Source organism: Oceanococcus atlanticus, from assembly GCF_002088235.1.
GTDB lineage: Bacteria > Pseudomonadota > Gammaproteobacteria > Nevskiales > Oceanococcaceae > Oceanococcus > Oceanococcus atlanticus.
Genome location: NZ_AQQV01000006.1, coordinates 1 through 15,955 on the forward strand (window position 1 = coordinate 1; position 15,955 = coordinate 15,955).

Sequence of the window (15,955 nt, forward strand, 5' to 3'; positions counted from 1 at the left end):
ATCGCCAGGCTTTAACACCGACCCCGGTCCTGTTTTCAGGTCCGGGGTTTTTTTATGCCTGCGCCCAGCTCAGTGAAAGTCTCGGGAGCGCAGCGTCAGAGAGCCCAGAAGATGGCTATGGTCTTCAAGGCTGTCGACCAGCAGGTGGCTGACACCTTCGCGGTGCTCGTTGATGCCCACGGCAATGACCAGTGGTGCTTGCAACACTTCAAGGCGATGTCTGTCGAGCACGTTCTGACGAATCACCAGATTGACCGTGCCCGTTTCATCTTCCAGGGTTATGAAGATAATGCCCTGAGCACTGCCCGGGCGCTGCCTGTTGGTGACCAGGCCGGCGACCCGACAGGGACGACCGTTGCCCAGCTGACGCCAGCGCCGTGCGTTGATGGCCTGCCTGCGAGTGAGCTGCGGGCGTAGCAAAGCAAGCGGATGGCGTCGCAGGGTCAGTCCCAGACTGGCGTAATCCTCAACGATGTCCTTGCCCTCTTCGGGCGGTTGCAACTGTATGCGGCTCTCATTTGGCTCGGGCACGGATGCTGGTGCATGTGTGGGAATCTGAGCGTGCCAGTGGGCCTGATGACGCGAGCCTGTCAGGCTGCGCAGGGCATCCGCCCGGGCTAATGCCTGGCGGTCCTGTTCGCTCAAATGAGCTTCGCGGAACAGGCTTGCCGCATCGCGAATGATTTTGAGCTTGGCGATGCGCTGGCCTGCCTGTTGGTTCAAGCCTTTGATCATGTGCAAGCCCAGGCGCACGGCAGGCGTTTTTGTGTGCGCGTCATACTCCAGCGTGCTTTCCCACTGGCTGTGCACAACGTCCGCCGGTCGTGTTTGCACCTGATGATGACGCCGAAAATCCTGAACCAGCTGAGACGGCGTGTAAAAACCCATGGGCTGACTGTTGAGCAAAGCGGCAAGAAAAGCGGCCGGATGATGGCGTTTCAACCAGGCTGAGACATACACCAGAGCCGCAAAGCTGGCGGCATGCGACTCGGGGAAACCGTAGTCCGCGAAGCCCTTGATCTGCTCGAAGATACGCTGGGCAAAGTCGGCGCTGATGCCATTGCGTTGAAAACCCTGTTTGAGCTGGGCTTCAAAGCGCTCCAGCTTGCCGTAGCCGCTGCGCCCCCAGGCCGCCATCGAGCGGCGTACCCGGTCCGCTTCACCTGGCGCGAAACCGGCACCCACAACGCAGACTTCCATGACCTGTTCCTGAAAGATAGGAATACCATAGGTGCGTCCGAGTATCTCTTTCAGTTGCTCGGGGTAGGCCGGGTGGTAATCGGGGTTGGCGCGCACGCGCGTGCGCCGCTCCAGATAAGGGTGAACCATGCCGCCCTGGATAGGACCAGGGCGCACGATCGCGGTTTCTACCGTCAGATCGTAGAGATTGCGGGGTTTCATGCGCGGCAGCATGGACATCTGGGCACGCGATTCAACCTGAAAAACACCCACGCTTTGGGCCTGCCCCAGCATGTTGTACACGGCGCGTACCTCGGGGCCCTGCTGTTTTTCTTGAGCCAGCAGAAGGGTGCGGCTGAGCTTGTGCCCGTGATGGCGTTCTATCAGTGCAAAGCATTTGCGGATGGCGGTCAGCATACCCAGGGCCAGACAGTCGATCTTGAATAGCCCGACCGCGTCCAGATCATCCTTCTCCCACTGAATCACCGTGCGTTCCGGCATCCCGGCGTTTTCGATGGGCACCAGTGCATCCAGCGCTGATTCGCTGATGACAAAACCACCAACGTGCTGGGACAGATGACGTGGGAAATCCTGCACTGCACGACTCAACTCCAGCCACTGACGAATGTTCTCGGCTGCCGGATCAAATCCCAGTGCGGCCAGGCGTTGCGGCAGCTCTTCGGGCTGGTCCCACCAGGCTAGCGATTGATTGATCCGGCTGAGATCGTCGGTGCTGAAGCCCAGCGCTTTGCCTACATCTCGCAATGCACTTTTGTTGCGGTAGCGAATGACCGTGGCGGTCAGCGCAGCACGCTGGCGACCGTACTTGCGGTAGATGTACTGAAACACCTCCTCGCGCCGCTGGTGCTCAAAATCCACGTCGATGTCAGGTGGCTCTTTGCGTTCGGCAGAGATGAAGCGTTCAAACAAGGGCGATGCATCATCCGGGCTGACCACTGTGATACCCAGAGCAAAGCACACGGCCGAATTGGCGGCCGAGCCGCGGCCCTGGCACAGGATGCCTTGGGATTTGGCCCAGCGCATGATGTCGTAGACAGTGAGAAAGTAATGCGGGTAATCCAGCGCCTTGATCACCTTCAGCTCTTTTTCGATCAGTGCGCGCACCCGCTCCGGAGCGCCGTCCGGCCAGTGTTTGCGTAAGCCTTTTTCGGTGAGCTGGCGCAGATGTTCATTGGCTGTGAGTCCAGGCGGCAGATCCTCCGCCGGGTAGCGGTATTGCAACTGCTCCAGGGAAAACTGGCACAAGTCAGCTACGCGTAGGGTTTCGCTCAGCAACTCGGAGGGATAAAGCGGGCTGAGCGCGCGCGGCTCACGCAGATGGCGTTCGCCGTTGGGGAACAGGCGTAAACCGGCCTCCTGCAGAGTGCATTGGTGACGGATCGCGCACAGTGTGTCCTGCACGATGCGTCGCTCGCGCACATGCATGTGAACATCACCGCAGGCCACCAGTGGCAAGGCGTAATCGCGGCCGATTCTGGTGCAATGCGCCAGGTGGGATTGATCCTTACCGCTGCGGTGCAGGGCGATACCAATCCAGGCACGGCCGGCGTGATGCTGGGCCAGCCACTGCGCATGCGTGGCGTCGTGTTGCGCTCCGTTCGGTATCAGCAGCAGCAGGCAATCCTGCAGGGGCGCCAGATCTGATCGGTCGAGCTGGTATCGGCCTTTGGGCGATGCGCGGCGGGCTCGGGTGATCAGCCGGCACAGGGTGTGATAACCGGCCCGGTTGCGGGCCAACAGCACCAGCTTGGGGCCATCGCTGAGCTGAACTTCGGTGCCGATGATCAGTTTCAGTCCAAGCTCCTTGGCCCGGACATGAGCACGCACGATGCCGGCCAGTGAGCATTCGTCGGTCAGTGCGAGTGCGGCGTAGCCCAGCTGATGGGCGCGCTCGACCAGTTCTTCAGGGTGCGAAGCGCCACGCAGAAAGCTGAAATTGCTCAAGCAGTGCAGTTCTGCGTAGGTGCTCATGCGAAAAAACCGTGGATATACCAGTGCGATGGTTGCTGATGATCGCGGTACACCCAGAGTTGTCGGTTGAGCCGATCGCGGGCGCGGTAATAGTCGCGCTGGCAATGCGCGTCCCACCAGCCGCTCTCCAGGCGTTCAGCCCGGCTGCACAATTGCAGGTGCGAGAATTCGATGCGTTGCGGCGAAGGCAGCAGCCACAGGGGGCGTGGCGTTTCGGTTTGTACCAAGGCTTGTCCCTGGCCCGCTGCGGCGCGCTGGCTGGCACATTCCGGAACATGTGTGGCGCAGGCCTGCAGCGCGTAGAGTGCGGCAGGCCCGAGACGGGCGGTGAGTCTTTCCAGTACAAGCTGGCGCTGTTCCAGGTTGTGGTTTTGCCACAGATCCTGCTGTTGTCTGGCCGGCTCGACGAAATCCTGCGCGCGTACGCTGATGGTGCGTACCGGCGCCACCAGCGGATGGCGCTGGAGGTGCTCGTTGAGCAGATTCAGCCAGTGTGCGGCATCGCAGTTGGCCCGCTGCATGCCCATGTCGATACGGCTGGGTGGATGTGCGCGATGTCTCATTTCGATGTGCAGACGCTGTACACCCCGATCGCGGCCCTGCAGTTCGGCTTGCAGCAGGCTGAACAGGTGCTCAAAGCCCGGCAGCAGGTAGCTGATGTCGGTCATGTCGCCGATCACATCCAGGCTGCGATCAAAGGTCGGTGGCGGCTCGTACAGGGCGCGGGGATCGGCGCTGCGGCCTGTCAGTCGATCCAGGTCCTTAAGGTGCGCAGCCCCGTAGCGGCGACGAAAACCGTCACGGGGCAAGGCCAGGCATTGGCCGATACGGCTGATACCGATTGCATCGAGGCGTTTCAAACTGCGTGCATCCCAGTTCAGGCCGGCCAGCGGTAGGGTTTGGATCTGCTGTTGCAATTGCGCCATGTCGAGTGCGGGCTGCGGGTTGTCCCCATGGGCCAGCACTTCGGCGCCGCGCGGGGTCGGTGCGATACCCGGACTCGCGCTGTAGCCCAGCTCATCAAGGCCAGTGGCGATGCGCTGGCAAAGGGCATCCAGCCCGCCGAACAGGCGCAGACTGCCGCCGATTTCGAGCAACAGGGCATCGCTACCGGACAGGCTGATGCGCGAGCTGAATTGCATGGCCCACGCCGCGAGCGAGCGCAGCACCTCGCGTTCCTGGTGCTCTTCGCGCGGTTGGCTGAGCAGCTGCGGAAGAATCCCGCGTGCACTGCTGAGCGTCATGCCGCAGCGTATGCCGGCCGCCTGTGCATGCGGGTCGAGCCTGAACACCCGCTGTTGCGAGTCCAGCACCACCCGAGCCTGTTCAGGCTGCGCGGAAGGCAGTGCTTCGAGCGGGAGCTGCGGCAGATGCAGGCACAACCACAGGGTCATGTTCGGGGAAGGGCAGGGTGACAGAAGCCGGACGGCCTCCACGAACCTTGATCAGGCGGACATAAAGACCGTGTTCCGTGGCGTCCAGAAAAAGGCGCAAGGCAGCCGGTGAGGCGCTGTGCATGGCGGCGGCAGGCCGGAAGACAAAGGCTTGTGTAGCGCCGGCTTCCGCAGCCAGTTGCAGACGCCGCAAAATATTGACCGACAAGGTATCGAACCAGCCCAGCACTGCCGTTTCGGTGCCACCGCGCAGGAGTTGCTCCATGGCCCAAAGACCTTCTGCCGGGGTGCCTGGTTGCACCACCAGCAGGCTCTTCAGATCCAGCCCGGCCTGTGCCAGGGCTGGGGCATACGGCGGATAGGGCGGTGCGATCCAGGTTTGCGGCTGCTGCTGCAAGCTAGGCAGCAGCAAGCTGATTTCGCCCACACCCGGCGCTGGGGTGAGCACTTCAATCAGGGCATGACGTGGCCACCCACGCCCGGGAAGCAAGCGGTCAAGCGCGGCATGGCCGGTGCGCGGGTCGGCCAGCGAGGACTGCGACAGACCGCGCCACAGTTTGGGGTGGTGGAGCAGTTGCTCCAGGGACGGGCGCGTCATGGGGTGGGGCGAATCAGCCCCACCATACGTCCTTCGATGACCAGTGGCTGGCGACGCAGGTCGATTTCGATGGGGCTGAAGTCCGGGTTGGCAGGCAGCAAGCGCACCTGGTGCTGCTGTTGCTCAAAGCGTTTGACCGTGACCTCCTCATCCAGGCGGGCGACCACAATGTCGCCGTTGCGGGCTTCGGGGGTGTGCTGCACGGCCAGCAGATCGCCATCCAGAATGCCGGCATCACGCATGCTGTGGCCGCTGACGCTGAGCAGGTAATCGGCACGAGCGCGAAACAGGGAAGGGTCCACCTGGTGCTCTGCGATGACATGCTCCAGGGCCAGGATCGGCTGCCCTGCGGCCACACGCCCAACCAGTGGCAAGGTCTGGGTGGGGACGCTGGTGTCGTGCACAACAATGCCGCGCGAGGCGCCGCGTTGCAGGCTCAGGGCGCCTTTGCGGGCCAGTGCTTCGAGGTGATCGCGGGTCGCCGTGCGTGAGCGAAACCCCATGGCCGCAGTAATTTCCGCCTGCGTTGGCGGGCGCTGGTGGCGGCGCAGGTGATCGCGGATCCAGTCGAGAATCTGCTGCTGGCGTGGGGTGAGTTCATCCATACTGCCATTATAGACAGTATTCGTGAGCTGTACATCAGCACACTCAGTCCGAAATCTGGCAAATCTGGGTCAGGTGCCCGTTCTTGACAGAGATACGCACGGTGCGGCTGTTGTAGCCGGATTCGCGCAGCATCCAGGTTTTGCCCGAGGGCCCGCGTACCCAGTCATAGCGATGCCGCACCCGGTCGATAGCCTGAAGGGCCCGGCCGGCATCATCGCCCACACGCAAGACCTTCTGGCCAACGCGCCAGTTCGAATTGCAGTACGCGGCTTCGGCCAGGTTGCTGACCAGCAGCAGAAGCAAGGGAAGGAAAATACGCATGAGTGACTCCGAAGTTGCGAGGGTATGACTGTCTACGCAACTTCGGCCCCATCGCGGACATCAGCTCTCGCGCGAACTCGGCTCGTTGAGCGGCGACATGCGCGGGTCGGACTCGAACAGCTCGGTCAGTTCTTCGCGCAGCTGCTGCGAGCTCTGAATCATCTGGTCCAGATCATTGCGATGAGACAGCTGGCGTTTCAGCAAGGCTTCATCGGCTTCGCGGAACACATGCGTGGTGTGATGGGCGGTGGCTGCATCATCACCCAGTGCCTGCAAAACCTGATTGGCCATTTCCAGGCTGGATAGCCAGGTTTCACGCATCACTCCATCGACTCCCAGCTCCATCAGATGCAGCGCATGGTGGCGGTCGCGCGCGCGGCAGAAGATTTTCAAATGGGGGAAATGACGTCGCGCCAGCTCGATCGTGCGCAGGGCTTTCTCGGCATCGTCCATGGTCACGATCAGCAGGCGCGCATGTTCGGCGCCGGCGGCACGCAGGGTTTCGCGGTTGTTGGGCTGTCCGTAGTAAATCTTGTTGCCCCAGCGACGCACCATGGCGACGTGGGCGGCGTCTTTCTCCAGCGCGGTGAAGGCGATTCCCCGCATCTGCAGGACACGCGCGATGATCTGGCCCATGCGTCCGAAGCCGGCAATGATGACCGGCGGCTCGGCATGCTCGATGGTGTCGTAATGATCCTGCGGCAAACGTGTTCTGGCACGCCGGCCCAGGGTGTCGCTGAGCATGAACAGCAACGGGGTCAGCATCATCGACAGAATCACCATGGCGATCAGCGGTTCGGTGATCTGGCTGCTCAGCACATTCTCATGCAGGGCGGTGTGGAACAGCACGAAGGCAAATTCGCCGCCCTGGGCCAGGATCAGGGCGAGCTGGCTGGCATTGATGTTATCGACACGCAGCATCCGCGAGCCCAACCACAATGTACTGCCCTTGATGCCCAGCAGGGCCAGCGTGCCGCCAACGATGACCGCAACATTGTCCTGGATGACGCCAAAGTCGGCCGACATGCCGACCGAGATGAAGAACAGCCCCAGCAGCAGGCCCTTGAACGGGTTGATGTTGCCTTCCAGTTCATGGCGATATTCCGAATCGGCCAGTAGCACCCCGGCGATGAAAGCGCCCAGGCCCATGGACAGTTCAGCCCAGTCCATCAGCAGTGCGGCACCGAGAACCACCAGCAGGGCAACCACGGTAAAACTTTCCTCATTGCCCCAGCGTGCAATGGCATGGAACACCGGGCGCAAGAGATAGCGGCCACCAACGACCAGAGCGGCAATGACTGCAATCGCCTGCACGGTCTGCGCAAGCATGGAGGTCTCGCCAGTATGGCCATGGCCGGCCGCCCCCATCAGCGGAATCAGGGCCAGGGCCGGAATGACCGCCAGATCCTGAAACAGCAAAATGCCGAAGGCATGACGACCATGGATCGTGCCCAATTGCTTCTTTTCGGCCAGGGTCTGCAGCACAAAGGCCGTTGACGACAGGGCCAGAGCAAACGCTACCAGTGCTGCAACCGGCCAGTTCAAGGCGAACATCCAGTGCATCAGAAAGGTCAGCGGCACTGCGGCCAGCACCACCTGCAGGCTGCCGTTGAGAAAAATCGCCTGACGCATAACCCACAGGCGAGCCGGTTTGAGCTCCAGCCCGATCACGAAAAGCAGGAAGACCACGCCGATTTCGGCAATCTGCATGATCGAGTCAACGTCGCCGATCAGGCTCAGTCCGGACGGTCCGATCAGCATGCCGGCAACCAGATAGCCCAGAATGGCGCCAAAACCCAGGCGTCTGAACAGCGGCACGGCCACCAGGGCGGCGCTCAGGTAGATCGCGATTTCAGTAAGATGGCCCATATTCCATGCATCGGGGTGGTCGGCGGCATTCAGTTTAGGCCGTGAAATGCGTGACGTCATGGAACCTTGCCCTGCAATGACCGTCTCATGCCCTGTCTCGCGAGCACCTCCTGGTTATGATCCGATCCCTCCTGTTTACTGTGGCACTGATGAGCGCCACTGCTTCTGTCTGGGCGCAAACCACCGTTATCGTTGCCGACGCGCAGGAACGCGCGATTGGAGGGCAGCGCGAGGTTCTGGGCAATTTGCTGGCCAATGAGTCGGTGGCGATCAGCGCAACAGTGTCTGATGTGATTGCGCGTGTGGCTTTTGACGAGGGCGCACAGGTTAAAGCTGGCGATGTTCTGATCGAACTGGAACATGCCGCCGAGGCGGCCGCCCTGCGGGCAGCCAAGGCCACCCGGACCGAGGCACGCGCTGCGCTTGAGCGGCTGCGCACACTGAAGCAGCGAGACCTCTCTGCACAGTCCGAACTGGATCTGGCCGAAGCCCGTTTTCTGGCCGCCGATGCCGCCGTGGACCAGGCCCAGGCGGAGCTGGCTGACCGCATTATCCGGGCGCCTTTTCCCGGCGTGCTGGGCCTGCGCGAGGTCTCGCCCGGCGCCTATGTGAGTGCCGGGCAGACCATCACCACCCTGCATGATCTGTCGAGCCTCAAAATCGAATTCCTGGTGCCCGAGGATGCCCTGGGCATGCTGCGCCCGGGCCAGGCGCTGAATGTGCGCATCCCCAGTCTGGGCGGCGCGCGCTTCGCCGTGATGCCGGAGGTGGATGCAGTGGCCCTGACCCCGCAAAGCCGTAGCCTGCGGGTGCGTGCGCGCCTGCGCCAGCCCGATCCGCAACTGCGCCCCGGCGCATTGGCTGTGGTTGAACTGCATGATGCCGACAGCGCGGCGCTGAGTATTCCGGAAGCCGCGCTGATTCCGCATCAGGGGCGCCAGACCGTGTATGTGGTCGAGGATGGTCAGGTCGCCCGGCGCGAGGTCAGCAGTGGCCGACGGGCGACCGGCTGGGTTGAAATCCGCAGCGGTCTGCAGGCTGGTGAGCAGGTCGTGGTGCACGGCGGCGACAAGCTGCGCCCTGAGGCCAGCGTGAAGATTCTCGGTGTCTTCGATGGCGCAACACCGATTGCCGACATGATCCGCCACGCCGGGGCTGCATCGTGACGCTGTCGGATCTGGCGGTTCGCCGCCCGGTCGTTGCCAGCGTCATCAGCCTGTTGCTGGTCGCTTTCGGGCTGGTCAGCTACGACCGCCTGTCGCTGCGTGAATACCCCGATATCGACCCGCCGATCGTGTCGATTTCGACCAATTATCCGGGCGCTTCGGCCTCGGTGGTCGAGCAGCAGATCACCCAGCAGATCGAAGATCGCATTTCCGGTATCGAAGGCATCAAGCACATCAGCTCGTCGAGCCAGGACGGGCGTTCCGACATCGTCATCGAGTTCGGCAGCAATCGCGACATCGACGGCGCCGCCAACGATGTGCGTGACCGGGTGTCCGGGGTGCTCAATAACCTGCCCGAAGAAGCCGATCCGCCCGAGGTGGAAAAGCAGGACAGCGATGCCGATGTGATCATGTGGCTGAATCTGACCAGCGACCGCATGAATACGCTGGAGCTGACCGACTACGCCGAACGCTATCTGCAGGATCGCTTTTCGATTCTGCCGGGCGTGGCGCGGGTGCGCGTTGGTGGCAGTCTGGAGTACGCGATCCGAATCTGGCTGGACCGTGAAGCCATGGCTGCACGTCAGATCACCGTGGCCGATGTCGAGCAGGCCCTGCGCGAGGAAAACATCGAACTGCCGGCGGGTCAGCTGGAGTCCGATCAACGCATGTTCACCGCGCGGATCGAGCGCAGCTACCGCAGCCCGGAGGACTTTCAGCAGCTGGTGGTGGGCCAGGGCAACAACGGCTATCGCGTGCGCCTGGGCGAGATCGCCCGTATCGAAAAGGGTGCGGTGGAGTCGCGCACCATGTTCCGCGGCAATTCCGTGCCCATGGTCGGGCTGGGCATCATCAAGCAGTCCAAGGCCAATACCCTGCAGGTTACCGCCGCAGCCAAAGCGCTCAAAGATCGTCTGCAGCCGACCCTGCCCGAGGGCATGATCATTCACCAGAGCTATGACACCGGCGTGTTCATTGCGGCCGCGATCAGCGAGGTGTGGAAGACCTTGGCCGTGGCCATCGTGCTGGTGGTGTTCGTGATCTATGTGTTCCTGGGCAGCATCCGCGCCATGCTGGTGCCGGCCCTGACCGTGCCGGTGTCGCTGGTTGCCACATTCATCGCGCTGTACGCGCTGGGCTTTTCGGTCAATTTGCTGACCTTGCTGGCGATGGTGCTGGCGGTCGGCTTGGTGGTGGACGATTCCATCGTCATGCTGGAAAACATCCACCGCCGGGTCAGCGAGGGCGAAACTCCGCTGGTGGCGGCCTATCGCGGTGCGCGTCAGGTCGGTTTTGCGGTGGTGGCCACATCGGTGGTGCTGGTCGCGGTGTTCGTGCCGATTTCGTTTCTGGAAGGCGACACCGGACGGCTGTTTTCCGAGTTTGCCCTGACCATGGCGGGCGCGGTGTTTTTCTCCACCATCGTGGCGCTGACCTTGTCGCCGATGTTGGCCTCCAAGTTGTTGCGCTCGCGCGAAGAGGCGCCGCCCAGGCTGGTGGCCTGGATCGACAATGGTTTCGAGCGCTTGACCACGCACTACGGGCGTTTCATTGCCGCTTCGATTCGGCGGCCTTTGTGGGTGGTTGCGCTGTTTGCCGTACTGGTCGGTTCGATTGCCTTGCTGCTCAAGGCGCTGCCCAGCGAATACGCACCCAAGGAAGACCGCGGGGCTTTCTTCCTGCTGGTCAATGGTCCGGAGGGCGCGACCTACGATTACATGCAGGACTACATGCTGGAAATCGAATCACGCCTGATGCCGTTGGTCGAGGCTGGCGAGGTGTCGCGACTGCTGGTGCGGGCGCCACGCAGCTTTTCGGTTCAGCGTTTCAACGACGGCTTTGTGATTCATGTGCTGTCGGATTGGTCACAACGTCGCAGTGCCTGGGCCATCATGGACGACATCCGCCAGCGCCTTGCCGATCTGCCCGGCGTGCGGGCGTTTCCGGTGATGCGCCAGGGCTTCGGGCGTGGCATCGAGCAGCCGGTGCAGTTTGTGCTCGGTGGGGCCGAATACGCGCAGCTGGCGCGCTGGGCTGAGCAACTGATCGCCGCGGTTGAGGACGACAACCCCGGCCTGCGTGAGCTCGACATCGACTACGAAGAAACCCAGCCCCAGTTGCAGATCGAGATCGACCACAACCGCGCCGCCGATCTGGGTGTCTCGGTGGCCGACATCGGTGCCACATTGCAGACCATGCTGGGTTCGCGCCGGGTGACCACCTATATCGAGGGCGGTGAAGAGTACGACGTGATTCTCGAAGGCGAGCGTTCAGCCCAGACCACGCCGACCGACATCGGCAGTATCTATGTGCGCGCCATGGGCTCCGCGGATGCACCGCTGGTGCCGCTATCGAGCCTGGTCACGATCAAGGAAACCGCCGGCGCCAACGCGCTCAACCGCTACAACCGGGTGCGTGCTGTGACTCTGTCGGCAGATCTGGCGGATGGTCTGAGCCTGGGCGAGGCTCTGGATTACCTGGTCGCCAAGGTGCGCAGCGAGCTGCCGCCGGAAGTGGCCATCGATTTCAAAGGGCAATCGCAGGACATTCGCGAGTCCAGTTCATCACTGATGTTCGTGTTCCTGCTCGGACTGGTGGTGGTGTTTCTGGTGCTGGCCGCCCAATTCGAAAGCTGGATGCATCCGCTGGTGATCATGCTGACCGTGCCACTGGCCATCGCCGGGGCGTTGTTCGGTTTGTGGGTGACCGGTTCGACCCTGAACATCTACAGTCAGATTGCCCTGGTCATGCTGGTGGGGCTAGCGGCCAAGAACGGCATCTTGATCGTCGAGTTCGCCAACCAGTTGCGTGATCAGGGCGAACGTTTTGAACGTGCCCTGGCCGAAGCCGCGCGTGTGCGTTTTCGGCCTATCGTGATGACCGGCATCACCACCGGTGCCGGAGCGTTGCCGCTGATTCTGTCATCCGGGGCCGGCGCGGAAACCCGTTTTGCCATGGGCGTGGTGGTGTTCTTCGGGGTTCTGTCGGCGACCTTGTTCACCCTGTTTGTGGTGCCGGTGGCTTACGCCCTGCTGGCGCGCCACACCGCTTCACCGCAAGCCACCGCTCAGCGTTTGCAGGCCGAGGCCGCGTCCAGCGGCGGGCTGGATCAGTAGCCGCGGGTGGCCCCGCCAACCGGTTCCACCGGCGTGGCGAAAGGCACTTCGCGGCCACACAGGGCTTCCAGCAGCATCAGCTCCATGTCGTCGTGATTGATCATCGGGGCGGGCACGATGGCGCTGCCATCCTGCGGTGCCGAGAGTATCCAGCGCGGGGCGTCGTGATGGGTCGAGCGGATGTCTTCACGCTGATCGGCTTGTCGCGCCTGCAGAACGGTATGCCCGTAGCAGGTGCAGGCGTAGCTGCGGTCGGGGTGTGATTCGGTGTACAGCGCGGTGCCGCGAATACCGATGGTCGCGGTTGCCGTGTGGATGGGCAGTTCGGTCTTGCGTTTGCCGAACACACCCAGCACTGCGCCGCTGACCAGTTGCATCGCATTGACGAACAGATCCTTGCCACTCATCTCCAGGATGGAGCGTTCGCGCACAATGAAGGCATTGGCGCCCACCCCGTAGATCAGCTGACCACCGGGGCCGACTTCGATGCGATCGTTGCCCTGGATCAGTTGATCGCGTGTTGCAGCTTTGCCGTTGATCAGCACCCGGCCTCGCAATTCATGGATGGAGCGCCCTTCGGGCAGCTTGCGCGGGCGCGAGCCGAACCAGCCGGCCTGTGCGGCTGCGGTCCAGCCAGCACCGCCGATCAACGCCCCCGAGGAAAGGGCCTGCATGAGGAAACGTCGGCGTGCGGCGACGTTGTGGGCATGATCCTGGGGCATGCGTGAGTCCTGCTGTTTATACTCAAGGCTGCGGCTGAGGATAAATCAAAATGCGCCCATGCAATGTGAAGCAGGTCCTGATTTTTGGCTTGAGTGCACTGCTGTTCAGTGGCACGGCAGCGGCCTTCAGCGTGGAGCTGGCGGTGGGGCAGGATGACAATCTCAACAATGCCCCGGATGATGCCGAGCAGGTCGATTCATTGACCTACACGCTGCGGGCGCAGCAGATGTGGAGCCCATGGCAGGCCAGCCGTGCTGGCCTGGACACCGGCCTGAGCGCGCAGTGGCATCAGCTTGATGAGGTCAGCGAGCTGTCCTGGTTGGGCCTTTCAGCCCAGGCCAGTGCCTGGACCGCTCTGGGCTCGGGCTTGCTGGCGCCCAGTCTGACTCTAATGTCGCAGCTGGGTTGGCGCGATTACCGCAGCCGCGCGCGTGATGGCGAGTTCGTTCAGGCCGACCTGATTCTGGGGCAGCGCCTGACCACCCAAATCACTGCCCAGCTGCAGGCCGGTTGGCAGCAGCGCAATGCGCGTTATGCCTACTACGAAGGCGACCAGCTGACCTACGGTGCGGCCGTGCAATGGTCACCGACGCGCCAGCTGCGTGCGTTTGTGCAGCATGACTGGCGTCAGGGCGATCTGACGGTCAGCATCGCGCCAGATGATGGGCGTTTTGATGGCAGTGGTCTGAGCTACGGCATGGACGACGCCTTTGACGGCTTCAAGAGCTATCGTGTGGACAGCGATGGCCAGATCACCAGTCTGGGTGTGTCCTGGCAGCCGAGCATGGCGCTGAGCCTGAGCCTGCGGGCCACCCGGATCAGCAACGATGCGGCCAAGTATCCGGCCGCGCCCGGCGCGGGTAGCGCTTACGTGTACGCGGGGGAATACCAGCGCACGCAAACCGCATTGAGCGTGTTTTATCGCTTCTGAGGCGTGCGCTGTGTGCCGCTGAACGGGCCTAAAACACCACGCCGCTGGCCCGTAAGGCCGCGATCTGCTGGGAATCCTTGCCCAGTACGCTGGTCAGCACCTCATCGCTGTGTGCACCCAGCGCCGGACCGGGCCACTGCGTACGCCCGGGGCTGGATTCCAAGCGTGGTAGGATCGCCGGGATCTGCACGGTGTCGCCGTCCACATCCACGCTTTCGAACAGACCGCGCGCCTGATAGTGCGGGTCGGCCATCATGTCGGCCACGTTGTAGATCGGGCCGACCGGCACGCGGGCTGTCTCCAGACATTGGATGACCGCAGACGCCGTATTGCTGGCGCACCATGCGCTGATTGCACCGTCGATGGTTGTCTCGTGTTCAACGCGGCCGGCGTTATCGGCCAGAGCCGGGTCATGCGCCAGGTCCTGGCGCCCGATCGCCTCCATCAGGCGGCGGTAGATCGAGTCGCCGTTGCCGCCGATGACCACGAACTTGCCGTCGCTGCAGCGGTAGGTGTTGGTCGGTACGATGCCGGTCACGGTGGTGCCCGCAGGCTGGCGGATCTGGCCCGCGCCGCTGTATTCCGGTACCACCGCTTCGAGCAGATTGAACATCGATTCGTAAAGGGCCACATCAACCACTTGGCCAGTGGTTCGGCCACGCAGGCGCCCGGTCAGGCTGAGCAGGATCCCCATCACCGCGTGCATCGCCGAAATGGTGTCGCCAATCGACAGATTGGGCCGCACCGGGGCTTGCTCGGGGAAGCCATTGAGATAGCGGAAGCCACTGAATGCCTCGCACACCGAGGCGAAGCCGGGCTTGTGGGCATACGGCCCGCTCTGCCCGTATCCGGACACCCGGCTGTAGATCAGGTCCGGATTGTCGCCAAGCAGTGTGTCAGGCCCAAGCCCCCATTCCTCCATCACGCCGGGACGGAAATTTTCGATCAGCACGTCGGCATCGCGGCTCAGTTCACGCAGCAAAGCCCGGCCTTCGGCTTGTTTCAGGTCCAGCCCCAGCGATTTCTTGTTGCGCCCAATAGACGCCCACCACAATGAGGTGCCGTTCTTGAGGGTGCGCCAGCGCCGGATCGGGTCACCACCTGGCGGTTCGATCTTGATCACCTCGGCGCCGTAATAGGCCAGCATGGCACCGGCAAAAGGGCCGGCCAGCAACTGGCCCACTTCGATCACGCGAATACCGCTGAGCGGCAGATTCTGGGCATCCATTCTTGGCGGGCTTGGCGTAGAGTAGGCCGAGATTGTCACCCAGCGATTGCTTGATGAAAACTCCCCGCATCATTGGACACCGCGGCGCTTCTTGGGCGCGACCGGAAAATACCGCACCGGCCTTTGATCTGGCTTTGCAAGAGGGCGCCCAAGGCCTGGAGCTGGATCTGCAGCTGACCCGTGACGAGCAGGTCGTGGTGTTCCACGACAAGACCCTGTCCATGCTCGGCATGAAGCACCGGCGCATTGCTCAGTACACCCGTGAGGAACTGCGTGCGCTGGATGTTGGCGGCTGGTTTTCCGAGGAGTTCGCGGGTACCCGCATTCTTGATCTCGACGAGGTGCTGGAGTGCTATGGCGAGGTGACCGATCTGTATCTGGAGATCAAACCGGTGGGGGCGCTGAAAAAGCCCGAGTGGGCCACCCGCCTGGCCCGCCGCGTGGCCGACCGCGTCAGTGCCCACCAGCACCTGCATCGCATCTATGTGCTGAGTTTTTCCGAGGCGGTGTTGCTGGAGGTGCTACGCAGCCATGCCCATTTGCGCTGCGTGCACAACCTGGAGCATCCGCATGATCTGGACCGCATGTCGCAGGAGGTGCTTGATGCCTTGCATGCGGTCTGCGTGGATATCCGCCGTTTTGACGTGGCGGACGTGGCGCGTGTGCACGCGGCTTGCCGGCATCTGTTTGCCTACACCGTGGATGCCCCGCGTCACCTCAAGGTGGCCTTGGAATTGCAGGTCGACGCGATCATCAGCAATGGCCCGGCGCAGGCGCGGCAGACCTTGTCCATGCTGATGACGACCGACTGAACGCTGATGCGTGTGGCCAG

Annotated in this window: 12 protein-coding genes; 4 read left to right on the top strand and 8 right to left on the bottom strand. The window is 62.6% G+C overall.

The features are described 5' to 3' along the window. Positions 1–69: 69 nt before the first annotated feature. The 6 genes from ATO7_RS16165 to ATO7_RS16190 are packed head-to-tail and all read right to left on the bottom strand — an operon-like array spanning position 70 to position 8,019. The gene (locus ATO7_RS16165) at positions 70–3,171 is read right to left on the bottom strand and encodes an error-prone DNA polymerase (RefSeq protein WP_083563457.1); all 3,102 of its coding nucleotides are present in this window, start codon (positions 3,169–3,171) and stop codon (positions 70–72) included. Beyond that, the gene (locus ATO7_RS16170; RefSeq protein ID WP_083563458.1) at positions 3,168–4,565 is read right to left on the bottom strand and encodes a Y-family DNA polymerase; all 1,398 of its coding nucleotides are present in this window, start codon (positions 4,563–4,565) and stop codon (positions 3,168–3,170) included. The genes ATO7_RS16165 and ATO7_RS16170 overlap by 4 nt, the downstream gene beginning before the upstream one ends. Beyond that, positions 4,498–5,163 carry a translesion DNA synthesis-associated protein ImuA gene (imuA, locus tag ATO7_RS16175; RefSeq protein WP_083563459.1) on the bottom strand — a complete coding sequence of 222 codons (666 nt, stop codon included), beginning with the start codon at positions 5,161–5,163 and terminating at the stop codon, positions 4,498–4,500. Before imuA ends, ATO7_RS16170 begins: the two co-directional genes overlap by 68 nt. Then, positions 5,160–5,768 carry a transcriptional repressor LexA gene (lexA, locus tag ATO7_RS16180; RefSeq protein WP_083563460.1) on the bottom strand — a complete coding sequence of 203 codons (609 nt, stop codon included), beginning with the start codon at positions 5,766–5,768 and terminating at the stop codon, positions 5,160–5,162. Before lexA ends, imuA begins: the two co-directional genes overlap by 4 nt. Positions 5,769–5,811: 43 nt before the next feature. Further along, positions 5,812–6,090 carry a hypothetical protein gene (locus tag ATO7_RS16185; RefSeq protein ID WP_083563461.1) on the bottom strand — a complete coding sequence of 93 codons (279 nt, stop codon included), beginning with the start codon at positions 6,088–6,090 and terminating at the stop codon, positions 5,812–5,814. A 60-nt stretch (positions 6,091–6,150) separates the two neighbouring features. After that, positions 6,151–8,019, bottom strand: coding sequence for a monovalent cation:proton antiporter-2 (CPA2) family protein (locus ATO7_RS16190; RefSeq protein WP_206044964.1), 1,869 nt, complete (start codon positions 8,017–8,019; stop codon positions 6,151–6,153). Between the two features lie 89 nt (positions 8,020–8,108). On the opposite strand from ATO7_RS16190, the gene ATO7_RS16195 reads away from it, so the two are divergent. Continuing rightward, on the top strand, positions 8,109–9,125 hold the full coding sequence (locus tag ATO7_RS16195) for an efflux RND transporter periplasmic adaptor subunit (protein WP_158523248.1): 1,017 nt from the start codon (positions 8,109–8,111) through the stop codon (positions 9,123–9,125). Beyond that, positions 9,122–12,241 carry an efflux RND transporter permease subunit gene (locus ATO7_RS16200; protein ID WP_083563464.1) on the top strand — a complete coding sequence of 1,040 codons (3,120 nt, stop codon included), beginning with the start codon at positions 9,122–9,124 and terminating at the stop codon, positions 12,239–12,241. Before ATO7_RS16195 ends, ATO7_RS16200 begins: the two co-directional genes overlap by 4 nt. Here ATO7_RS16200 and ATO7_RS16205 read toward each other — a convergent pair. After that, complete coding sequence (locus ATO7_RS16205) at positions 12,235–12,963, bottom strand: hypothetical protein (RefSeq protein WP_083563465.1); 729 nt, start codon at positions 12,961–12,963, stop codon at positions 12,235–12,237. The two genes, ATO7_RS16200 and ATO7_RS16205, sit on opposite strands and share 7 nt — an antisense overlap. A gap of 50 nt (positions 12,964–13,013) precedes the next feature. On the opposite strand from ATO7_RS16205, the gene ATO7_RS16210 reads away from it, so the two are divergent. Beyond that, complete coding sequence (locus tag ATO7_RS16210) at positions 13,014–13,895, top strand: hypothetical protein (RefSeq protein ID WP_146680408.1); 882 nt, start codon at positions 13,014–13,016, stop codon at positions 13,893–13,895. A gap of 28 nt (positions 13,896–13,923) precedes the next feature. Here the strand turns inward: ATO7_RS16210 and ATO7_RS16215 are convergent, their stop codons facing one another. After that, a complete protein-coding gene (locus tag ATO7_RS16215) occupies positions 13,924–15,123 on the bottom strand; it encodes a CaiB/BaiF CoA transferase family protein (RefSeq protein ID WP_083563467.1) in 1,200 nt (399 codons plus the stop codon). A 53-nt stretch (positions 15,124–15,176) separates the two neighbouring features. On the opposite strand from ATO7_RS16215, the gene ATO7_RS16220 reads away from it, so the two are divergent. Next, entirely contained in the window at positions 15,177–15,935 is a 759-nt protein-coding gene (locus ATO7_RS16220; protein WP_083563468.1) for a glycerophosphodiester phosphodiesterase, read from the top strand. Positions 15,936–15,955: the final 20 nt, after the last annotated feature.